Source organism: Streptomyces sp. DH37 (genome assembly GCF_029813835.1).
Lineage (GTDB): Bacteria > Actinomycetota > Actinomycetes > Streptomycetales > Streptomycetaceae > Streptomyces.
In genome coordinates this window covers 16,899-38,363 of sequence record NZ_JARVKV010000066.1, presented here as the reverse complement: position 1 = coordinate 38,363, position 21,465 = coordinate 16,899, and the positions used below count along the sequence as shown (strand labels likewise).

Annotated in this window: 19 protein-coding genes; 12 read left to right on the top strand and 7 right to left on the bottom strand. The window is 75.9% G+C overall.

The window, feature by feature from the left end; all coding sequences use genetic code 11:
* The first annotated feature begins 149 nt into the window (after positions 1-149).
* Positions 150-773 carry an acetoacetate decarboxylase family protein gene (locus tag QC029_RS25285; RefSeq protein WP_279558101.1) on the top strand — a complete coding sequence of 208 codons (624 nt, stop codon included), beginning with the start codon at positions 150-152 and terminating at the stop codon, positions 771-773.
* 227 nt (positions 774-1,000) lie between these two features.
* On the opposite strand, the gene QC029_RS25280 is transcribed toward QC029_RS25285, so the two are convergent.
* From QC029_RS25280 to QC029_RS25270, 3 genes are all read right to left on the bottom strand, one after another.
* Complete coding sequence (locus QC029_RS25280) at positions 1,001-2,254, bottom strand: polyprenyl synthetase family protein (RefSeq protein ID WP_279558100.1); 1,254 nt, start codon at positions 2,252-2,254, stop codon at positions 1,001-1,003.
* Between the two features lie 258 nt (positions 2,255-2,512).
* Positions 2,513-3,202, bottom strand: coding sequence for an HAD family hydrolase (locus tag QC029_RS25275; RefSeq protein WP_279558099.1), 690 nt, complete (start codon positions 3,200-3,202; stop codon positions 2,513-2,515).
* A gap of 78 nt (positions 3,203-3,280) precedes the next feature.
* Positions 3,281-4,261 (bottom strand): RluA family pseudouridine synthase, encoded by a 981-nt coding sequence (locus QC029_RS25270; protein WP_279558098.1) that lies wholly within the window; start codon positions 4,259-4,261, stop codon positions 3,281-3,283.
* Between the two features lie 152 nt (positions 4,262-4,413).
* Between QC029_RS25270 and QC029_RS25265 the strand changes: the two genes are divergently transcribed.
* Entirely contained in the window at positions 4,414-4,893 is a 480-nt protein-coding gene (locus tag QC029_RS25265; RefSeq protein ID WP_279558103.1) for a hypothetical protein, read from the top strand.
* Between the two features lie 676 nt (positions 4,894-5,569).
* On the opposite strand, the gene QC029_RS25260 is transcribed toward QC029_RS25265, so the two are convergent.
* From QC029_RS25260 to QC029_RS25250, 3 genes are all read right to left on the bottom strand, one after another.
* Positions 5,570-5,980 carry a DUF2267 domain-containing protein gene (locus tag QC029_RS25260; protein WP_279558097.1) on the bottom strand — a complete coding sequence of 137 codons (411 nt, stop codon included), beginning with the start codon at positions 5,978-5,980 and terminating at the stop codon, positions 5,570-5,572.
* A 135-nt stretch (positions 5,981-6,115) separates the two neighbouring features.
* Positions 6,116-8,386, bottom strand: coding sequence for a glycoside hydrolase family 3 N-terminal domain-containing protein (locus QC029_RS25255; RefSeq protein ID WP_279558096.1), 2,271 nt, complete (start codon positions 8,384-8,386; stop codon positions 6,116-6,118).
* A 255-nt stretch (positions 8,387-8,641) separates the two neighbouring features.
* A complete protein-coding gene (locus QC029_RS25250; protein WP_279558095.1) occupies positions 8,642-9,847 on the bottom strand; it encodes a glycoside hydrolase family 6 protein in 1,206 nt (401 codons plus the stop codon).
* Between the two features lie 251 nt (positions 9,848-10,098).
* On the opposite strand from QC029_RS25250, the gene QC029_RS25245 reads away from it, so the two are divergent.
* From QC029_RS25245 to QC029_RS25200, 10 genes are all read left to right on the top strand, one after another.
* A complete protein-coding gene (locus QC029_RS25245) occupies positions 10,099-10,473 on the top strand; it encodes an RNA-binding S4 domain-containing protein (protein ID WP_279558094.1) in 375 nt (124 codons plus the stop codon).
* A gap of 529 nt (positions 10,474-11,002) precedes the next feature.
* Positions 11,003-13,531: a nitrate- and nitrite sensing domain-containing protein gene (locus QC029_RS25240; RefSeq protein WP_279558093.1), complete on the top strand. Its 2,529-nt coding sequence runs from the start codon at positions 11,003-11,005 to the stop codon at positions 13,529-13,531.
* Positions 13,528-13,962: a roadblock/LC7 domain-containing protein gene (locus QC029_RS25235; protein ID WP_279558092.1), complete on the top strand. Its 435-nt coding sequence runs from the start codon at positions 13,528-13,530 to the stop codon at positions 13,960-13,962. The genes QC029_RS25240 and QC029_RS25235 overlap by 4 nt, the downstream gene beginning before the upstream one ends.
* Positions 13,959-14,351 carry a DUF742 domain-containing protein gene (locus QC029_RS25230; RefSeq protein WP_279558091.1) on the top strand — a complete coding sequence of 131 codons (393 nt, stop codon included), beginning with the start codon at positions 13,959-13,961 and terminating at the stop codon, positions 14,349-14,351. The genes QC029_RS25235 and QC029_RS25230 overlap by 4 nt, the downstream gene beginning before the upstream one ends.
* Positions 14,332-14,925 carry an ATP/GTP-binding protein gene (locus tag QC029_RS25225; RefSeq protein WP_279558090.1) on the top strand — a complete coding sequence of 198 codons (594 nt, stop codon included), beginning with the start codon at positions 14,332-14,334 and terminating at the stop codon, positions 14,923-14,925. Before QC029_RS25230 ends, QC029_RS25225 begins: the two co-directional genes overlap by 20 nt.
* Before the next feature lie 81 nt (positions 14,926-15,006).
* Positions 15,007-16,134 (top strand): FAD-dependent oxidoreductase, encoded by a 1,128-nt coding sequence (locus QC029_RS25220; RefSeq protein ID WP_279558089.1) that lies wholly within the window; start codon positions 15,007-15,009, stop codon positions 16,132-16,134.
* An 81-nt stretch (positions 16,135-16,215) separates the two neighbouring features.
* A complete protein-coding gene (locus QC029_RS25215) occupies positions 16,216-17,121 on the top strand; it encodes a LysR family transcriptional regulator (RefSeq protein WP_279558088.1) in 906 nt (301 codons plus the stop codon).
* Between the two features lie 107 nt (positions 17,122-17,228).
* Positions 17,229-17,834 (top strand): cysteine dioxygenase family protein, encoded by a 606-nt coding sequence (locus QC029_RS25210; protein ID WP_279558087.1) that lies wholly within the window; start codon positions 17,229-17,231, stop codon positions 17,832-17,834.
* Positions 17,834-18,895: a YeiH family protein gene (locus QC029_RS25205; protein ID WP_279558086.1), complete on the top strand. Its 1,062-nt coding sequence runs from the start codon at positions 17,834-17,836 to the stop codon at positions 18,893-18,895. The genes QC029_RS25210 and QC029_RS25205 overlap by 1 nt, the downstream gene beginning before the upstream one ends.
* 92 nt (positions 18,896-18,987) lie before the next feature.
* Entirely contained in the window at positions 18,988-19,479 is a 492-nt protein-coding gene (locus QC029_RS25200; RefSeq protein ID WP_279558085.1) for a general stress protein, read from the top strand.
* A 1,162-nt stretch (positions 19,480-20,641) separates the two neighbouring features.
* On the opposite strand, the gene QC029_RS25195 is transcribed toward QC029_RS25200, so the two are convergent.
* Positions 20,642-21,364 carry a YidC/Oxa1 family membrane protein insertase gene (locus tag QC029_RS25195; RefSeq protein WP_279558084.1) on the bottom strand — a complete coding sequence of 241 codons (723 nt, stop codon included), beginning with the start codon at positions 21,362-21,364 and terminating at the stop codon, positions 20,642-20,644.
* Positions 21,365-21,465 lie beyond the last annotated feature (101 nt).

The following is a 21,465-nucleotide window of genomic DNA, read 5'->3' as shown; positions in this document are numbered from 1 at the left end:
GTTGTGCGCGGCCCGCGTCCGGTTCCGCATGGCCCGCCGCACGCGGGGTACGGTCCCTCCGCCGCCGAACGCCGGCCGAACGCCGGCCGAACGCCGGCCGGACGGCACCGGCCGCGCCGGGAAGCCGTACCAGGAAGGAGCCGCGGAGCATGCCCGGTCCCGCCCCGGACGAACCGTCCCCGCCCTACCCGCCCGCCCCGTGGAGGTTCCGGGGGCGGCTGTGGGCGGCGCTCCTCCCGGTGCGCCGCCCGCTGCCCGTCCCGCCGGACCTCCGTCCGCTGGGGAGCGCCTCCCTCCTGGCGGTCGGCCTGGTCCGGTACCGGGAGGGCACCCTCGTCTACGACGAACTGGCCATGGGCCCCCTGGTGCGCCGCGGCCGCCGGGCCGGGCTGCTGATCGACCGCATCTGGGTCAGCGACGCCACGTCGGTGCGGGGCGGGCGGGGCATCTGGGGCCTCCCCAAGGAACTCGCCGAGTTCACGTGGACGGACCGCTCGGTGCGCGTCGCCGACCGCCACGGGCCGCTCGCCGAACTGGCCTTCGCCCCGGGGCGGTTGCGGCTCCCGCCGCTTCCGATGCCCCTGCCGGGCTTCTCCGGCTCCGCCGGGCGGCGGCTGTTCATCCCCGGCCGGCTGGTGGGCGGCACACGCCGGGAGACGGTGACGGTCGTCTCGTGGTCGGACCGGCTCCCGGCGCTGGAACGCACCACCGCCCGGCTCTCGGCGTCCGTCGCCCCCTTCCGCATGACCGTCCCCGGCCCGGTGCGCTGCTGACCCCCGGAGACGGCGCGGCCGGTATGCCGAACGTGCCGAACATGCCGGCACGGAGCAGCGGAGGGGAACGGCAGGGAGCGGAGGGGAAACAGAGGAGGACCGTCACGGACGCGACGGCGCCCGCCCGCCCCGGCCTCGGTCCCGGCCTCGCCCTCGGTCTCCGCACCACCGGAAGGCCCGGTGCGGACACCGGGACCCCGAGGCGGCCGGCCCCCGTCCGCCGCCGGTCACGGCGGCTCCGTGGGCCCCGTGGGCCCCGTGGGCTCAGTGGGCCCCGTGGGCTCAGTGGGCCCCGTGGGCTCCGTACCCGCCGCCGCCCTCACCAGGGCGGCCAGCCCGTGGCACACGACCGGATCGCCGCAGGTCCGGGAGAGCCGGCGCAGGGCGAGTCCGCTCAGCCGCTCGATCCGCTCCTCCACGTCCGCGCGCACCCCCAGCCCGGTCAGGACGTCGCGGAAGCGGTCGAGCCGTTCGGGGGTCAGCGTCCGGTCTCCCAGGCCCTCGCGCAGGACGGTGCGGGCCCCGGCGTCGCCGAGCGCCTCGGCGCGGGCCAGGGCGAGGGTCACCAGATAGGTGGTCTTGCCCTCGCGCACGTCGTCGCCGGCCGGTTTGCCGGTGCGCCGCGGGTCGCCGAAGACGCCGAGGAGGTCGTCGCGGAGCTGGAAGGCCAGCCCCGCCTGGTGGCCCACGAAGCGCAGCGCGCCGACGAGTTCGGGAGCGGCGCCGCGCAGGGCCGCCCCCAGGTGCAGGGGGCGCTCGACGGTGTAGAGGGCGCTCTTGAGGTAGGCCACGCGCAGGGCCGTCGCCGCCGAGAGACCGCCCTCGGCCTGGGTGTGCAGGTCCAGGAACTGGCCGGCCACCATCTCGGTGCGCATCGCCCGCCACGGCTCCTGCACCCGGCGCCGCACCGGGCCGTCCGGCAGCGCCTCGGTGAACATGTCGTCGGCCCAGGCCAGCGCGAGGTCGCCGGCGAGGGTGGCCATCGACGCCCCATACGCCCCGGGGCTGCCCCGCATCCCGTCCCGCCGGTGGCGGCGGGCGAAGTCGACGTGGAGGGCCGGGAGGCCGCGGCGCAGCGCGGAGTCGTCCATCAGGTCGTCGTGGATCAGGGCGCAGGTCTGGAGCAGTTCCAGGGCTCCGGCGATCCGGAGGGCGGTGGCCGCGTCGTCGTCCCGGGGACGGCCCCCGGCGGCGCGCCAGCCCCACCACAGGAAGGCGGCGCGCATCCGCTTGCCCCCGTGCAGCGCGAACCGCGCGACCGCGCAGGCCAGTTGGGCGCGGAAGGCGTCGTCGACGCCCCCGGCCTCCTCGCACCTGCGGTCCACGTAGCACCGCAGGGTCCCCTCGATCCTCCGGCGGAGCTCGTCGCCGGGCCCGGGGGCCCCGTCCCCGGGCGGCGCGGGCGGAGGGTCCGGGGCGGGCGGGAGGTCGCGGGCGCCGCGGGGAGCGCCGGGGTCGATCGTGGCCATCGGGCGTCTCACGCGCTGCCCCACCCCGCCCGGGGGGAGGCGGCGGGACGCGGCGCCGGCGGGGCCGCGGACGGGGTACGCCTGACGAGCATCGTGGCCCCTCCTCGTCACCATCGGGGTGTCGGGCACCGGGAGTGGTGGCGGGCGGGTGCCCCCTCGCGGCGGCGGGAAACCCGCCGGTCCCCGCGGAGACCCCGCCCGTACGGCCGCTCGCCCCCGGAAGGCCGCGGGGCGGGGCCTTCCGGGGGGCGGGGCCGCACCGTACCGGGCTCAGTCCCGGTCGGACGCGCGGGCGAGCAGGCTGTCGTCGAGGTGGGCCAGCAGGTCCGCGGGGTTCTCGTAGACCTCCGCGGCGCCCGCCTCCTCCAGTTCCTGCCGGGTGATGCCGCCCGAGAGCACGCCCACGCAGGGCACGCCCGCCCGTCCGCACGCCGCCACGTCCCACACGGTGTCGCCCACGAAGACGGCCCGGTCGGGAGTGGTCCGCGCGTGGTCGAGGGCGGAGCGCACCAGGTCGGGCGCCGGTTTGCTGGCCTCCACGTCGTCGGAGCTGGTCGCGGCGGTCACCACCTCGTCCGCGTCCACCGCGCGCCGCATCGCGTCCAGTTCGTCGCCGCGGGCGGAGCTGGCCAGGACGACCGTCCAGCCGCGGTCGGCGCAGGCCCTCAGCAGTTCGGCGGCCCCGTCCAGCGGGGCCAGCCGCGGCCAGTACTCGGCGTACAGGTCGTGGTGGGAGGCGCTGACGGACGCGGCCTCGTCCGGGTCGTGGTCCTCGCCGAGGAAGCGGGCGAGGAGCTGGTCGCTGCCCATGCCGATGGTCCGGTGGATCACCGACATCGGCACCCGGCGGCCCGACCGCCGCAGTGCCTCCCACCACGCCACGGTGTGCAGGTAGGTGGTGTCCACCAGGGTGCCGTCCACGTCGAAGAGCACGGCCCTTCCCGTCCCGTCGCCGCTCATTCGCAGTCCCTTCCGCCGGCGGGTCTCCCCGGTCGTCTTCCCGGTCGCCCCGGGGATCCGCGTCCGCGGGGCGGCCGATCACCCGACCGGGCGCGCGATCCCGGTCCCGTCCGTCCCGCCGCCGGCGGCCCAGGCGGGGTACGAGGTCCAGGCCTCCAGCGTGCGGCGGCTGGTGAAGACGCGGGCGCGGCCGGTGAGCGGATCGGTGAACTCCAGTGTCCTGGCCAGCAGTTGGAGGGGCCGGCCGAAGTCGTCCGGGGCGGGGTCGGTGACCTCCGGGTAGACCGGGTCGCCCAGGATGGGGACGCCCAGGGAACTCATGTGCAACCGCAGCTGGTGGGTGCGGCCGGTCACCGGCACCAGCCGGTACCGGCCGAGTCCGCCGCGGTGCTCCAGCAGCTCGACGCGGCTGACGCTGTCGGGCTCCCCCGGCACCTCCCGCGCGGCGATCACCCCGCGCTCCTTGACGATCCGGCTGCGCACCGTGCGCGGCAGCTCCAGACGCGGGTCGTGGGGCGCCACGGCCTCGTACTCCTTGCGCACCCGCCGGTCTTGGAAGAGGTTCTGGTAGGCGGCGCGGTGCTCGGGGCGGACGGTGAACATCACCACGCCCGCGGTGAGCCGGTCCAGCCGGTGCGCCGGGCTGAGCGCGGGCAGGCCCAGGTCGCGGCGGAGCCTGGCCAGCGCGGTCTCGGTGACGTGGCGGCCGCGCGGCGTGGTGGCCAGGAAGTGCGGCTTGTCGGCGACGACCAGGGTGTCGTCGCGGTACAGCACCTCCAGCGCGTACGGCACCGGCACCTCCCGGGGCGGCTCCCGGTGGAACCACACGTACGTCCCCGGCCGGTAGGGGGCGTCGGGCGCCAGCGGTCCGTCCGCGCCCCAGACCCCGCCCTCGCGCAGCATGGCGTCGATCAGCTCGGGGGCCACCGCGGGCAGCCGGCCGACCAGGTGGTCGCGGACCGTCTCCCAGGGCCCATCGTCGGGCAGCCTGAGGCGGACGGGGTCGATCCCCCGCCGCTGCGGCAGGGGGGAGGGCGGCACGGGGCGTCTGCGTCTCATCTCGGGGACCAGCCTAGGGCCCGGCGTACGGGAGCGGGCGGGGCGGCCGGAGCGGGGGCCGCCGTAGGATCGGGGCGCCCGCCCACGCCCATCCGGAGGTGCCGGTGTCCCCCGACGAGACCCCCCGCGTCCTGGCCGACCTCGACGACCACATGGCGCGGGCGGCGCCGGACCGGGGCGGGGCCCTGTGGCGGCTGGCCGAGCCGGGGCGGCAGCTCGACGCGAACCTGGTCCGGCTGCCGCCGGGGGCGGCCGTCGGCGAGCACGCCGAGAACGACCTGGACGTCCTGCTGCTCGTGGTCGGCGGCGGCGGGGAGATCGAGGACGGCGCGGGCGGACGGCAGACGCTCGCCCCCAAGGCCCTGGTGTGGCTGCCGCGCACCTCGCGGCGGGCGCTGCGGGCGGGGCCGGAGGGACTGGTCTACCTGACCGTCCACCGGCGGCGGCCCGGCATGGCCGTCGGCCTGCGCGCCTCCGCCGGGGAGCGGGCCGCCCCCGGGGAGGGCGGGGGCGGCGAGGGGCCGTGCATGCTGGACCGGGTCTGCCCGGCGTGCGGCCGGATGAACGAGCGGGCGGGCGCCGTCGCCTGCGAGCGGTGCGGCGAGCCGCTGCCGTCCGCGCCGCCGGACTGAGCTGCGCGGGGCTCCGGGCCCCCGGTCCTCCCCGCTGCCGCCGGCGGCGAGGCCCTCGACGTCCAGGGCGTGCACGGCGCCCTCGCCGTCGCCGATGCCCGAGGTCCCGGTGCGCCACCCCGGCCGCGTGGATCGGCTCCAGCGCCTCCGCCGGTCCCGCGCCCAGCGCCCGCACCGACGCCGCGGGCCACGGCCCGTGCGCGCCCACCGCGGCCACCGCGGCCTCCAGGGACGGGCCGGGTACGTGGACGGTGGCCGGCCACGCCGGAGTGCCGTCCGGGTCGGCGTCCACCACCCACGCGGTTGAACCACCCTCGCGGTGAACACGCCGTTCACGCGGCGGGCGGCGGGCACCTCGCGCCGGAACCGGCGCCGGGACCCGGGGGCCTCCGCCGGTTCGGGCCGCACCACCTCGACCGCGGCCGTCCGGCCGTCCGCCATCGCGGAATCCGCGGATCCGGGCGGGTTCCGGGGCCGGGACCGGGCCCGTCAGCCCCGCTGGCAGCCGTACAGCAGGAGGATCAGGACGGCCGAACCGACCAGGCTGACCAGCAGTGAGCCCAGGCATCCGGCCCGGTTGGAGAAGAAGACGAACACGGTCACCGTCTCAGGAGTCGTCGCGCGGACACCCCGGCGGAGGCCGGGGCACCGGGGCGGTGGCCGGCACCGCCCTGGGTCACGCGTGCCCCGAGCTGCCCGAGAAAAGCACCCTGGCGAGCTCGTCGTCCAGGGAGGGGCGGATCTTCGCGGAGCACGCCCCGCCGGTGGCCTCGTCGACCACCTCGATCACGCACCGGGCCTCGTGCATCGCCTTGGGGCGGTCGGCCGAGGCGCGCTGCGCGACGCGGTCGAAGAACTCCCGGGTGCTCATCCGCATGCCCGAGGCCGGCTCGTCGGGCGCGTACGCGACCCTGCGCAGGTGCTCGCCGATCTCGCGTGGGAGCTGGGCGGCCAGTTTCTCCGCGACCGTGGCCGGGACGCGTTCCGCGAGGGTCTCCAGACTGGCCCGGGTGGCGGTCTCGGCCGCGCCGGGGTTGTCCAGCCGGGCACGTGCCTGTACCTGTCCGAGGAAGGTGTCGTACCGCATGGTCCACCTCGTCCCTTCGTCGGTCCCTTCGTCGCTGACCCGACCCCGGTACCCGGGCGTATGGGGCGAAAACCCCCGGGGGTGCGGACGGTCCCGGCCCCGTCGGCGGGGCCGGGGCCGGGACCGGGAGCGGCGTCAGGCGCCGGCGCAGACGGTGGCCGGCACGGCCGGGGAGCCGGTGGCCGTGAAGCCGAACGTCGCCGAGCCGTCGGGGGCCAGCCTGCCGTTCCAGTCCATGCCGGTCGCGATCACGGTGTCGCCGGAGCGGGTGAGCGTGGCGTTCCAGACGCTGTTGACCGTGAGCCCGCCCGGCGGGGTCCACCGCACCTGCCAGCCGTCGAGGGCCGCGCTCCCGGTGTTGCGCACCGTCACCTCGGCCTGGAAGCCGCCCGACCACTGGCTGACGATCCGGTAGTCGGCGGTGCACCGGGCCTGCCCGGGGTCCTCCGGATCCTCGGGATTCTCCGGATCCTCCGGGTCATCGGGGCCGTCCGGGACGGTGCCGGTGTAGGTCAGCCCGTACCCGTAGGGGAACAGGGCGTCCTTGCCGTCCCCGTCGTTGACCGGCTGCTGGCTCGCGGACCGCATCCAGGTCATCGGCAGCTTCCCCGTCGGCGCGTGGCGGCCGTAGAGCACGTCGGCCACCCCGGCGCCCTCGGTGCCCGGCAGCCAGGCGGCGAGCAGCGCGTCCCAGCCGCCGAGCTGTCCGGCGATGTCCAGCGGGCGGCCGGAGACGAGCACGACCACGACCGGCACCCCGGAGGCCCTCAGCCGGGAGAGGGTCGACAGGTCCTCCTGGTCCAGGCCCATCGAACCGGGCCGGTCGCCCTCCATCTCCGCGTACGGGGTCTCGCCGACGACGGCCACGGCCACGTCGTAGGAGCCGTCGATGCCGTTGCCGTACCGGTCGTGGACCACCCTGGACGGGTCGGAGGCGGCGGCCCGCATCCCCTGGAGGATGGTGGTGCCCGGGGTGATGTTCCCGCTCCCGCCCTGCCAGGTGATGGTCCAGCCGCCGCTCTGGTGGCCGATGTCGTCGGCGTTCTTGCCCGCCACGAAGACCTTCGCCGACCTGCTCAGCGGCAGCACCGAGCCGGAGTTCTTCAGCAGCGTCTGGGACTTGCGCACCGCCTCGCGGGCGAGCTCGCGGTGGGCGGCGGAGCCGACGGTGGAGGTGTAGGAGCGGTCGGTGTAGGGGTTCTCGAAGAGGCCCAGCTCGAACTTCTTGGCCAGGATGCGGCGGTTGGCGTCGTCGACGCGCTCCATCGGCACCCGTCCGGCCCGGACCTCCGCGCGCAGCAGCTCGATGAACCTGCGGTAGTCGTGCGGCACCATGACCATGTCGATGCCGGCGTTCACGGCGTCGCGGACCTCGGCGGCGGTGAAGCCCTGGCGCCCGTCGAGCTGGTCGACGCCCGCCCAGTCGGAGACCACGAAGCCGCCGAAGCCCAGCTCGCCCTTGAGGACGTCGGTGATCAGGTAGCGGTGGCCGTGCAGCTTCACGCCGTTCCAGCTGCTGTAGGAGACCATCACCGAGCCCACGCCCCGCTTCACCGCCTCGCGGAACGGCGGCAGGTGGACCGCCCGCAGCTCGGCCTCGCTCAGCTGGGTGTTCCCCTGGTCGTCGCCGCCGGTGGTGCCGCCGTCCCCGATGTAGTGCTTGGCGGTGGCCAGGACCGAGCCGGGGGCGCCGAGCGAGGCGCCCTGAAGGCCGTCGATCAGCGTGGTCATCGCACCGGGCAGCTCGGGCGTCTCGCCGAAGGACTCGTAGGTGCGCCCCCACCGGTCGTCGCGCGCCACGCACAGGCAGGGCGCGAAGGTCCAGTCGACGCCGGTGCCGGAGACCTCCTCGGCGGTGGCCCGTCCGATCCGCTCCACCAGGCCGGGGTCGCGGGTGGCGCCGAGTCCGATGTTGTGGGGGAAGATCGTCGCTCCGCGCACGTTGTTGTGGCCGTGGACGGCGTCCACGCCGTAGATCACGGGGATGCCCAGCGGGGTGGACAGGGCGGTGCGCTGGAAGGAATCGTACATCTCCGCCCACGCCTGGGGCGTGTTGGGGGTGGGGACGGAGCCGCCGCCGGAGAGGACGGAGCCGATGCGGTAGGTCGCCAGGTCCGACTGCGGGACGAGCGCGCTCCGGTCGACCTGGGTCATCTGGCCGATCTTGTCGTCGAGCGACATGCGGGAGAGCAGGTCCTCGACGCGGTCGTCCACCGGCAGGGCCGGGTCCTCGTAGGCGGGCGGCGCGTCGGCCGAGGCCGCGGCGGGGGCGCCGTTCAGGGCGCAGGCCGCCATCAGGGTGACGGCCGCCCCCGCGGTCAGCCGCCGGAGCCTGCCGCGCAGCGCCGTGCCGTTCGGCGTCCGTTCCGCGTTCTGCCCGGGGGTTCCTCTCGTCGTTCGTCTCATCGCGGTCTCGTCCTTCCGGTACGGCTGCGGCCTGTGGGGGTCCGTCCGGCCCCGGCCGGCGGCCGTCGGGCCGGTCCCGGACGGTTCCGAGCGGGGTCGGGCGGATGGCGGCGGGTGCGGGCGTCCGGCCCCGGCGGAGGAGATACCGGGGCCGGACGTGGGACCGGTTCGGCGGCGCGCCCTCATCGCGCCGCCGGACCGGGGGTTCCCGACCGGGACCCCAGGCGCGGGGGTCTCCGGGCGGGTGGCCGGGGTTCAGGGACGCAGCGGCGGCTCCGCGTTGCGCACCAGTTCCAGCGCCTGCTCCGGGAACCACTGGCCGGCGGGCGGGGCGACCGTGCCGCGCGCGGGGTCCTCGGGACCCTCGGTGCCGCGCAGGCACAGGCCGTCCGACTCGCCGGGGACCTTGATCCACAGACGGGCGTCGTTCAGCGGGTCGCCGGTGCGGGTGGTCGGCCGCTCGCCGAGGCCGCGGTCCGGCGGGTTGCACCAGTCCTGCGGGTCCGGGTACTGGTCCGTCGGCGGGGTCCAGGGGCCCTTGCCGTTGCGGCTGGTGTCGGTGACGAAGTGGGGCTGGTCGGCCGGGTCGGCGGTGACGTTCTCGTCCAGCCAGGCCTGGGCGTCGTTCCTGTCCCACCACTGGTTCGGGCAGGAGGCCGGGTCGCCGCCGCCCCGCGCGTACTCCAGGCAGCCGGAGACCAGCTTGCCGTACCAGGCCAGTTCGCCGTCGGCCCGGTAGTTGGAGGCGTTGAGGAAGAAGCCCCGGGTCCGGTCGACACCGGCCTCGGCCAGCCGGGGGACGATGGAGTTGACGCTGTGCCAGCCGCTGTGACCGGCGTCGAGGTAGACGCTGGTACCGGGCCTGGCCGCGAGGGTGTCGACGGCGTACTCGATCTCCGCGTAGCGGGCGGCGGTCAGGGTGCCCTCGTCGTCGTCCTGGCCGCAGTCGGAGGGCAGCAGGGCGAGGGAGTCGGGTTCCAGGACGACCAGCGCCCGCTTCCCGCCGATGCCCGCGGCGACCTCGTCGATCCACGCCGTGTACTCGGCGGTGTTCGCGGCGCCGCCCGCCGAGTACTGCGAGCAGTCGCGTCCGGGGACGTTGTAGAGGGCCAGCACCGGCAGGGCGTGCCTGCGCGCGGCGTCCCGCACGATGCGGGCGACCTCCCGGCGGATGCGGCTGTCGTCGCCGTTGCCGTTGAGCCAGACGGCCTGGGGGGTGGTGACCATGCGGGCGATGCCGGCGGCGTCCCGGTACCTCCCCTCCTCCACCAGCCCTCTGATCTGCGTGTACGCGTCCGGGTTGGCGGGCGGTACGTACAGGCGCGCCCGGCCCGGCCCCCGGTCCTCCCCCACGCCGCCGGACCGGTCGGCGGCCCCTGCCGTCCCGGTGGTCCCGGCGATCAGCGCCAGCGCGGCCGCGGCGCCCGCTCCGGCGGTGATCCCTCTTCTGCGTCTGTGCACGTGTCCGGCTCCTGACCTGGGCGATCCGGCGGAGCGCTCCGGTACGGCACGGCCCGCCGGTCCATGGGAGCGCTCCCAAACTGTTGCCCGACCTTCCTCCCGTCGGCGCCGCCCGTCAAGCCCCCTCGCTCCGGTTTTCCGCGGCGCCCGCCCCGCCCCCGCCGCCGCGGCCGGGACCTCCGTTGCGGAGGCGAAGGGCGAAGAAGCCGACTGCGCCCACGGCGCGGGGCGCACTCCTCTAGAGTCGGGGTATGGCTGCAGACGAGGGGAGCGTGCGGATCGACAGCTGGATCTGGTCCGTCCGGCTCACCAAGACACGCTCGATGGCCGCCGCGGCCTGCCGCGGCGGCCACGTACGCATCAACGGCGACCGCGTGAAGCCCTCCCACCCGGTGCGCCCCGGCGACGAGGTGCGGCTGCGCCACCTGGACCGCGAGCGGATCGTCGTCGTCACGCGCCTGGTGCGCAAGCGGGTCGGCGCGGCGGTCGCGGCGGAGTGCTTCGTCGACAACAGCCCGCCCCCGCCGCCGCGCGAGTACGTCGCCCCCGCGGCCCGGCGCGACCGCGGCGCCGGCCGGCCGACCAAGCGGGAGCGGCGCGACATCGAGCGGCTGCGCGGCCGCTGACGCCGGCCGCCCGCGCCGTCGCCCGCCGCGCCCCGGCGGACGGCGGCGGGAGGCGACGGACGGCGGCGGGAGGCGATGGGAGGCGGGGAACAGCACCGCCGGCGTCGGACGCGCGGCCCCGCGACGGCGCCCGGGATTCGCGGCCGGGAAGCCTCCGACCACCCGTGAAGCCGTTCGCGCCGACGCGCCGGTGACACCACCGGAAATCCCGGACGGACCGCGCTCCCACCCCGCCTCCGAGGCCCCCGAGCGCCTCCCGGCCCCCGCGCCACACCACCGTCCGCACCACTGCTCGCGCCGATGTCCGCACCGCCGCCCGCGCCGATGTCCAATTTTCAACTGTTTGCCGGGCGCCACGGGCCAGCGCGCGGCGGACGAGCCGCGACGGGGCGGTACCTGGCGCTCCGTCAGGCGATGCGAAGTACGCCCCCACCTGTTTCCTTTCGACATTCCGTATGACTAACATCGCCCCGTCCTTCGCCGCCCCCACCAGCGGCGACCCGTCACCGTGAACCACTGCTGGGGAGAGATGGCACTGCGCGTCCGTGTGCCGAGACGGCGAGGACGGTCGGCGAGCGGAACGTTCCGCCGGAGTTCGCTCCGGACGGCCCTGCTCGTCCTGGCCGTCATCCCCAGCCTCGCCATGATCGTCCTGTGGGGCGTCAGCACCGCCCAGTGGGGCCGGGACTGGGAGGTCCAGAAGGACGAGAAGACCCTCGCCTCCCGTGCCGGCACCCCGGCCAACGCCGTCTACTTCAACCTCCAGGAGGAGCGGCGGCTCAGCGCGGAGGCGCTGGCGGACCCCGGCGGCGAGGCCCGCACCGCCCTGCGCGAGCAGCGCGCCCGGACCGACGAGGCCCTGCGCGCCTTCCGCTCGCTGTCCGGCATCGAGGCCTCCAACGCGCCCGAGGACCTGCGGGAGGCCGTCGAGCTGACCCGCGCGGACATGCTGCGCATCGACCGCATCCGCCGCAGCGTGGACGACGGGGTCGCCACCCAGGAGGACACCTTCCGCTACTTCACCGAGCTGATCGCCGTCGACCTGCGGCTCTTCGAGACCCTGAGCCGGTCGGAGAACAGCGAGGTGACGGCCCGCGCCAGGGTCCTGATCGACCTGTTCTGGGCCAAGGAGATGCTCTCCCGCGAGGACGCCCTGCTCGCACGCGGCTGGAACGCCCGCCGGATCACCACGGGCGAGCACTCCAACCTGACCGAGTGGATCGGCGCCCAGCAGTTCCTGCTGGAGAGCCGGATCGCGCCCCACCTGCCGCACGAGGACCTCGTGCTCTACCGCCAGATGACCACCGGCGGCCACTGGCTGGGCAAGGCGGACGTGGAACGGGTGCTGCTGGCCTCGCACTCCCACAACGGGAGCCCCGGCGTCCCCCTGCCCGCCTCGGAGGCCGAGTGGCGGCGGTCGGTGGACGCGCTCACCCCGCAGTTCCAGAAGCTGATCATGAACCGGACCCTGGACATCAACCGGGTCGGCGACGAGGCGGTGGCGGCCCTGGAGCGCCGCATGATGACCGCCAGCGCCATCGGCCTGGCCGCGGTCCTCCTGGTCATCGCGCTCAGCCTGCGGATCGCGAGCGTCCTGCGGCAGCGCATCTCCTCCCTGCGCCAGGAGGCCCTGGAGCTGGAGAGGAAGCTGCCCGACGTCGTCGAGCGGCTGCGCCGCGGCGAGGCCGTGGACACCGAGACCGAGGTGCCCCGGGTCAGCCACGGCAGCGACGAGCTGGGCCGGCTGGGCCAGGCGCTCAACCTCGCGCGCCGCAGCGCCGTCGAGACCGCCGTGCGGGAGACCGAGCAGCACCGCGGCTTCGAACGCCTGCTCCAGCGCATCGCCCGCCGCACCCAGCTGCTCATCGGCCTCCAGATGAAGAAGCTCGACGAGATGGAGCGCCGCCACGAGGACCCGGAGGTGCTGGAGGGCCTGTTCGACCTCGACCACCTGACCGCCCGTCTGCGCCGCTACGAGGAGAACCTGGTCATCCTCGGCGGCGGCCAGCCGCAGCGGCGCTGGCGCAAGCCCGTCAGGCTGCTGGACGTGCTGCGCGCCGCGCTGGGCGAGGTGCAGGACTACCGCCGCATCCAGATCGAGGTCGAGGGACGGCCCTGGCTGGCCGGCCGCGCCGTGGGCCCGGTGGTGCACGTGCTGGCCGAGCTGATGGAGAACGCGGCCGCGTTCTCCAAGCCGCCGACACCCGTGGAGGTGCGGGCCGGCATGGTGGGGCGGGGCCTGGTCGTGGAGATCGAGGACCGCGGCCTGGGCATGGAGCCGGACGAGTACGAGCGGGTCAACCGGCTCATCGCCGACCCGCCCCGCACCGACATGCTCTCCCGCGCCGACGACGCCCGGCTCGGCCTGTACGTGGTCTCGCGGCTCGCCTCCGGGCTCGGCCTGGGAGTGGAGTTCCGGCCGTCGGTGTTCGGCGGCACCCGGGTGATCGTGCACATTCCCGAGGAGCTGGTCGCGGACGGGCCCGCCGGCGAGGACGCCCCGCGCGGGGCCGGTGCGCGCCGGGAGGGCGCCGCGGCGCCCGAGGGGGCCGGTGACGGGAACGCCGCCGCCCTGGGCGCCGAGCCGCCCGCCGCGCTGCCCGTACGGTCCCGGGGGCGGGCGATGTCCGCGGTCGCCTCCACGCCCGTGGGCCCGTCATCCTCCGCCGGTGGCTCCACCGCGGAGTCCGCCGCGGAGCCCGCCGCGGAGTCCGCCGGGGCCGCGCACGACGGCGCCGGCCCCTCCGGGGAGGGTGAGCGCGCGGCGGAGCACTCCGGCGGCGAGGAGACGGCCAGGCCGCTGCCCAGGAGGGTCCGCCAGGCCAGCCTCGTCCCCGAGCTGAGGAAGCCGTCCGCCCGTACGGCCCCCGCTTCCGCCTCCGCCCCCGACGAGGACACCCTCACCCTGCGCCCGGAGCCCGCCCGCTCCGGCGCCACGATCGGCGCCTTCCAGCGCCAGTCCCGCATCGCCAGGCAGCAGGCCGCCCCCGACGCCCCCTCCACGACCGGCGGCAGCACGCCGGGTCACAGCCGACCCACAACGGAAGACCGAACATGACACAGCGAACCACCGCCACCAATCAGGACCTGGACTGGCTGCTGGACGGTCTGGTCGAGCAGGTGCCGGGCACCCAGCACGCCATCGTCCTGTCCGACGACGGGCTGGTGGTCAGCCAGTCCGGCACCATCGAGCGCACCGACGCCGAGCGCCTGGCCGCCGTGGCCACCGGTCAGCAGAGCCTCGCCCGCGGGATCGACGAGCTGTTCGACGGCGGCCCGGTCCAGCAGGTCATCGTGGAACTGGCCAACCTGTGGCTGTTCATCACCGCCGCCGGCAAGGGCACCCACCTGGCCGTCGTCGCCTCCCAGGACGTGGACGCCGAGGTGATGGCCGTGGCCATGCACACCCTCGTCCAGCAGGTCGGCCAGAAGCTCGGCACCGAGACCCGGTCCGACGCCCCGGCCTCCGGCGGGGGTGGACGTGTGTGAACCACTGGACGGACAGTCTGGAGTCCGGGGAGGAAGAAGAGGACTCACTGGTCCGGCCGTACACCATCACCCGCGGCCGTACCGCTCCCCAGCGCGACGACCTCACGCTGATCACGGTGGTGGCGACGGTTGAGGCCGAGGAGGGCCGGTCCCCGGGGCGGCGGCTGGAGCCGGAGCACCGGGCCATTCTCGAGCAGTGCCGCACGCCGGTCGCCGTGGCGGAGATCGCCGCGGAGCTGGACCTGCCCGTGTCGGTGACGAAGATTCTGATCGGCGACCTCGTGGCGCTCGGCAGGGTGACGATCCGTCCGCCGCTGGCGGCCGAACGAAGTGGTGGACTGAACGTGGAAATTCTTCAGGCGGTGAGGGATGGGCTCCAGAGACTCTGACGGCACGACGGGCCCCCTGGCCGTCAAGATCCTGGTGGCCGGGGGCTTCGGGGTGGGCAAGACCACGATGGTGGGGGCGGTCAGCGAGGTGGCCCCCCTGCGCACCGAGGAGTACCTGACCGAGGCCAGCGTCGGGGTCGACGACACCGGCGGGGTCGCGGAGAAGACCACCACCACGGTGGCGCTCGACTTCGGGCGGATCACCGTCAACCCCGAGCTGGTGGTCTACCTCTTCGGCACCCCGGGCCAGGAGCGCTTCTGGTTCATGTGGAACGACCTGGTGAACGGCGCCCTGGGGGCGGTCGTCCTGGTCGACACCCGGCGGCTGGAGGTCAGCTTCGCCTCCATCGACTTCTTCGAGAGCCGGGGCATCCCCTTCGTGGTGGGCGTCAACTGCTTCCACGGCCGCTGCGACCGCACCGCGTCGGAGGTCCGCTCCGCCCTCGACCTCGATCCAGGCGTTCCGCTGCTGATGGGGGACGTGCGGCGGCCCGAGGTCGGACGTGACCTGCTGGTCGCCCTGATCGACCTGCTGATGGCCCGCTCCGCGCCGGTCGGCACGCCGGCGGGCTGATCCGGCTCCGCGCCTGTCCGCTCCGGCCGTCCGCTCCCACCGGTGTGCGCAGGCGCGCACGCCCCTTCCCGGAAGGAAGTCATGTCCCCCGCCCGTACCGTCCTCATCGTCGGAGGCGGCGTCTGCGGCAACGCGCTCGCCGTCCTGCTGCGCCGCGCCGGCATCTCGGTCGACCTCGTCGAGGTCTCCCCCGACTGGAGCGTCCAGGGCTCCGGGATCACCCTGCAGGGCAACGCGCTGCGGGTGCTGCGCGAGGTGGGCGTGTGGGAGGAGGTCCGGCGCGAGGGCTTCGGCTTCGACACCCTCGGTCTGACCGCACCGGACGGCACGGTGCTCCACGTCGCCGAGGACATCCGCACCGGAGGCCCCGACCTGCCGGCCACCCTGGGCATGCGCCGCCCCGACCTCCAGCGCGTCCTGGCCGGCGCCGTACGCGCCTCGGGCGCCCGCGTCCGGCTCGGCCGCACGGTGGAGTCCCTGGAGCAGGACGACGACGGGGTGCGGGTCCGCCTCACCGACGGCACCTCCGGCCGCTACGACCTGGTCGTCGCCGCCGACGGGCTGGGCTCCCCCACCCGCGCGATGATCGGCGTCGCCGGCCGGCCCGAGCCCACCGGCATGGGCATCTGGCGCGTCACCGCCCCCCGCCCGAGCGGCGTGCGGCGCACCGACCTGTCCTACGGCGGCCCCTGCTACATCGCCGGCTACTGCCCCACCGGCGAGGACTCCCTCTACGCCTACCTGGTCGAGCCCAAGCGGGACCGCGCCGGGCTGCCCCCGTCCTCGTACGCCGCCGAGATGCGCCGGCTGGCCGCGGGCTACGGCGGCGCGTGGGAGGAGATCCGCGCCTCCCTCACGGACGACGCCGCGGTCAACTACACCTGGTTCCACCGGTTCCTGGTGGACGGGCCGTGGCACCGCGGCCGGGTCGTCCTCGCCGGGGACGCCGCGCACGCCTGCCCGCCCACCCTCGCCCAGGGCGCCGCGATGTCCCTGGAGGACGCCTCGGTCCTGGCCGGGCTGCTCGCCGCCCACGACACCTGGGACGACGAGCTGCTGGAGCGGTACCGGGAGCGGCGCCTGCCGCGGGTGCGCATGGTCGTGGAGAACTCCGTGCAGCTCGGCGCCTGGCTGATGGAGGGCGCGCGGGACGCGGACGTGCCCGGTCTGATCGGCCGGACCATGACGGTGCTGAGCGAGCGCCCGTGAGGCCGTACGCCGGGTGAGCGCGCCGGACGAGGGCGTACGGCGGCCTCTCGCCGCCCTCCAAATTCCGTTTATCGTTCCGGCATGTTCGATTCGCGGCACATCAGAACCTTCCACGAGGTGGTCCGGGCCGGTTCGTACTCGGCGGCGGCCCGGTCCCTGGGGTACACGCAGCCCGCGATCACCCAGCAGATGAAGGCGCTGGAGCGGGCCGTGGGCACCCCCCTGTTCCTGCGGGTCGGACGGCGGATGCGGCTCACCGAGGCGGGCGAGGCGCTGTCCCGGCACGCCGGCGTGATCCTGGACAGCATGGACGCCGCCCAGCGGCAGATGACGGCGCTCACCAGGCTGCGCGCGGGACGGGTGCGGGTGTGCGCGTTCCCCAGCGCCGGGGCCACGCTGGTGCCGGAGGCGCTGGCTCGGCTGGCGGCCGACCACCCCGGTGTACGGGTCGAACTGCAGGAGAGCGAGCCGCCGGAGTCGCTGGACCGCGTGGTGCGCGGCGAGTGCGACATCACCCTCGCCTTCACCTACCCCGGCCTGCGCGAGCAGGTGCCCGAGGAACTGGTGGAGATCCCTCTGCTGGAGGACCAGCTCACCGTGCTGCTGCCCGCCGGGCACCCGATGGCGCGGCGGCGGGCGGTCAGGCTCGCGGAACTGGCGGAGGAGCGCTGGATCGCCGGGTGCCTGCGCTGCCGCACGAACTTCCTGCACGAGTGCGCCGAGCTGGGCTTCGCCCCCGACATCGTCTTCACCACCGACGACAACCTCGTGGTGCAGAGCCTGGTCGCCGAGGGGCTGGGCATCGCCATGATGCCGGGGCTGGTGCTGTCCTTCCTGGTGCACCGGAAGGTCACCGGGCGCGCCCTGGACCCGGCGGCCCGGCGGCAGGTCTCGGCGTACGTCCTGCGCGAGCACCTGCGGATACCGGCCACCGCGCTGGTGCTGGAGGAGCTGAAGGCGGTGGCGGGCAACCGGGTCGGCTGCTGAGAGCGTCCGTCGTACGCCCCGCCCTCACGGCATCCATAAGCACAGCTTGGGAAGTGGCGAAGAAACCCTCGTTGGACGTGATGGGCGGTGGGCGCGACGCTGCGGGCATGGCCGCTTCCCTCTCCTCCACCGCGCACACCGCCGCCCGTCCGGCCGCCCGTACCGGGGGCCCGCGGACGACCGACCGCCTCGCCGCCCTCGTCGGGGACGTCCGCGAGGCCGTGGGTCGGGGCCTGCCGCCGGACCCGACCGCGCGTCTGGTCGGCGAGAGGCTGGCGCCCCACCTCGGCGCCGCCGACCTGCTCACCCCCGGGCAGTGCGAGGGCGATCCCGGGCGCTACCGCCAGCACCTGCTGCACGCCGAGTCCGACGGCAGCTTCTCGGTGGTGGCCCTCGTCTGGCTGCCGGGCCAGCGCACCTCCGTGCACGACCACGTCTCCTGGTGCGTCACCGGCGTCCACGAGGGCGAGGAGCACGAGCGCCGCTACCGGCTGCTGCCGGCCGCCTCCCCCGGCGCCCGGGCGCGGCTGGTCGCCACCGAGGACGTGGTGAACCCGCGGGGATCGGTGTGCGGCTTCGCACCGCCCGGCGACATCCACCGGGTCTGGAACGGCTGCTCGGACAAGGCCGTGTCCATCCACGTCTACGGGGCCGACGTCTCCCGGCTGGGCAGCAGCGTCCGCCGGGTCTACGACCTTCCCGCCGACCGCTGATGGCGCTGCTCGGGGAACGCCCGGGGCGGCACGCCGGGGTCCGCGCCCCCGGTGGTCCCGCCGAGCGGCCGGTGTCCGGCCCGCTGCCCGGCCTCGCCCTCGCCGCGGGCGGCACCGCGCTGGCCTGGGCGGTGCACCGGCTGGCGCCGGGCGTGCCGATGCTGACCGCGGCGGTCGTGCTGGGCGTCGTCGCCGCGCACCTTCCGGGGGCGGGGCGGTTCGCCTCCGGCCCCGGCCGCCCGGGGCTCTCCCTGGCCGGGAAGCGGCTGATGCGGGCCGGCGTGGTGCTGCTGGGGCTGGAGCTGAGCCTGGGCGACGTGCTGGGACTGGGCTGGGCGACCGTCGCCATGGTGCTGGCGGTGGTGTCCGCGACCTTCTGGGGCACCCTGTGGCTGGGCCGCCGGCTCGGGCTGCGCGGCGACCAGCCGCTGCTGGTCGCCACCGGTTACTCGATCTGCGGCGCCTCCGCGATCGGCGCGGTCGGCGAGGCGCGCCGCAGCGACGAGCGGGACGCGGCCGCCTCCGTGGCGCTGGTGACCCTGTGCGGCACGCTGGCCGTCGTCGTCCTGCCGCTGCTGCACCAGCCCCTCGGCCTGGACGACGCGCAGTTCGGACGCTGGGTCGGAGCCGGGGTGCACGACGTGGGCCAGGTGGTGGCGGCCGCGCAGACCGCGGGCCCGGCGGCGCTGGGCGAGGCGGTGCTGGTGAAGCTGATGCGGGTGCTGCTGCTGGCGCCGCTGGTCGCCGCGGTGGCCGTCTCGGCGGCACGGCGCGGCCGGGGCGGGGAGCCGCGTGCCGGGCGTCCGCCCCTGGTTCCGCTCTTCGTGGCCGGGTTCCTGGCGGCGGTGGCGGTGCGCACCACCGGCGCGGTCCCGGCCGGCGCCCTGGAGGCCGGCGCGACGGTCAGGGAGTTCGTCCTCGCCGCCGCGCTCGTCGGCCTGGGCAGCGCCGTCCACCTGCCCTCCCTCACCCGGACCGGCGCACGGCTGGCCGTGCTCGGGGCCTGCTCGTGGGCGGTGGTCGCCGGGGTCTCCTACGTCGGCGTCGTGCTCACCGCCTGACGCCCCCGGCGGGGTCCGCGCCTTCGCGCGGCCATAAAGCGGCATCCGCCGGGAACGCGGGCCGTACGGACGTCCGACAGGGAGAGCACGAGATGGCCGACATCGAGCCGAACGCCACGAACCCGGTGAGCGACGCGTGGAACACGGTGGCCAGCTACTCCTCCTACGAGGAGGCCCAGACCGCCGTGGACCGCCTCTCCGACGAGCGGTTCCCCGTGGAGCACATCGACATCGTCGGTTCCGACCTGCGCCTGGTCGAGCACGTCACCGGGCGGATGACCAAGGGCCGGGCGGCCGGCATGGGAGCCGCCAGCGGCGCCTGGTTCGGCCTGTTCATCGGCCTGCTGGTGGGGCTGTTCACCACCGGCGCGACCTGGTTCGGTCTGATCCTCGGCGGCCTCCTCATCGGCGCGCTGTGGGGTGCCGTCTTCGGGTTCGTCGGCCACGCGGCGACCGGGGGGCGCCGCGACTTCTCCTCCACCCGGTCCCTGGCCGCCGCCCGCTACGACGTCATCGTGCGCGGCGGACACGCCGACCGGGCGCGCGGCATCCTCCAGCGCGAGGGGCTGACCGGCACGGCGTGACGCCGCCCGGCCGGACACCGGTACGGGTGCGGGCCGCTGCGCGCGGGCTCCCGGCGGGGCCGCCGCCACGCCGGGGTACGTCCCGGCCCGGACGCGCCCGGCCCTTCCGCCCGGCAGCCGGGGGTCGGCGTGCAGCGGTACGGCGGCCGGGAGGCCGGCCGCGGCGGAGGAGGCGTCACGCGGCTGCTCGGCGGGCCGCCGCGGCATCGCGCGGGCCGGTCCGGCAACGGGCCCCGGGCGAGCGGGTGGGGACGTGGCGTCCTGGACCGCGTACGGAAGGCACCGGGGGTATGGAACGGATCAGCCGGTGGCCCCTGTGGCCTGCCCGGGCGTCGGCCCCGACGCCGCCGGGGTGATGCGCTCCGGGGTTCGCCGGACCTGCGGGGAGCGCTTCCCGGCCGCCGCCGGCGCGGTCCCCGGGGATCCCGTTTCCGCCTCCCGTCCGGGCGCCGCGACGTCCTCCCGGTCCAGATCGAGCACCACACGGAGCCCGGCCCTCCCGCCCGGCGGGGCGTGCGGACGGGAGCTGCTGCGGCCTGTCGTCGGTCGTCCTCACGGTGAGCCGCGACACGCACGGACACAGATGTACACGCGCGGGCACACATGGACACAGACGGCCGCGGACGGCTCGTACCGCGCGGCGCGCCGCACGTCCGCGAGGGGGTACGCACCGGCCGCCCGGGGCGACCGCACCGCCTGCGGGACCCGCTCTGCGACCCCGCGAGCGGACGGTGCGCGACGGACCGGTGACAGGGGGTTCCCAGAGCGCCGCACCGGCGCTACAGTAATGCGGTGGGAGCGCTCCCATAAGCACTCGGTCGTACAGCGGACGGGCGCCACCGGCCCGCCGCAGTCGCCACCCTCCGTGGACAGGCGTACCGCCCGTGCCGCAGCGGACCCCACTCCGCGGCGGCGCTTCCCCGAGGAGAGTCACATGCCCCCCACGCCTCGCCCCCGCCGCGCACGGTCATCGGCCCCGGCCGCCGCCCCCACCGCCTTCACGGCCCCGCGCGACGCGGCCGCCGGCGGTTCCCGCGTCGGCCGCTGACCCTCCGCGCCCCCCGTCCCCCCACGGGAGAGTCCCCGGCACGCGCCCGCGCCACCTGGCCGGACACGTGCCGGGGACGCACGCGGTGCGTCCGGGAGAACACCGCGGGTCGGCTCACCCGGCGTTCCCGGCCCTGTCGTCGCGGTCGCGGTCGCGGTGCAGCAGCGCCCGCTCCACCGCCGTCCACGCCGTGGTCGTGGCCAGGTAGAGCCCGGCGGCCAGCGGTACGAACGCGGCGGTCACCAGGGTGCCGAAGGACAGCAGCGGCAGCACCCCCGCCAGGCCCGGCGCCCCCGGCACCTCCATCCGGGCCGCCGCCGCGCGCGCCCGCCGGTACGTCCAGGCCGCCACGGCGGCGATCACCGCGAAGAGGGCGAGGTACACCAGCCCCTGCGCGCCGAACGGCCCGCCGGCGCCGAGCGCGTCGGCGTAGACGCCGCCCAGCGGGGCGGCTCCCAGCCGGTCCTCCAGCAGTTCGTTGGGTTCGCCGCCCACCCGCTCGGCCGTGAACAGCCGGTACATCACGAAGAAGACGGGCAGCTGGGCCAGCATCGGCAGACAGCCCGCCGCCGGCGAGACCCCCTCCCCGGCGTGCAGCTCCAGCAGGGCGCGCCGGAGCCGCTCGGGGTCCTCGGCGTACCTCCTCCTCAGCTCGGCCGTGCGCGGGGCGAGCCGGGCCCTGGCCTTCTCCGCCCGTGCTCCGGCCCGGGCCAGGGGGTGGAGCAGGGCGCGTACGCACACGGTGGCCACCACGATCGCGACGGCGGTCGCGGAGCCTGCGAGGAGCGGTTCGAGCGCGCCGGTGAGCAGCGCGAAGAGATGGACGACAGTGGACATGGGTGAGCCCTCCCGGGGTCTCGTCGTGCCGGACGCATGAGATGTCGGCGTGACGAGCCGCGCGGGCGCGGCCCCGGTCGAAGGGGTTCCGTACGGGGTTC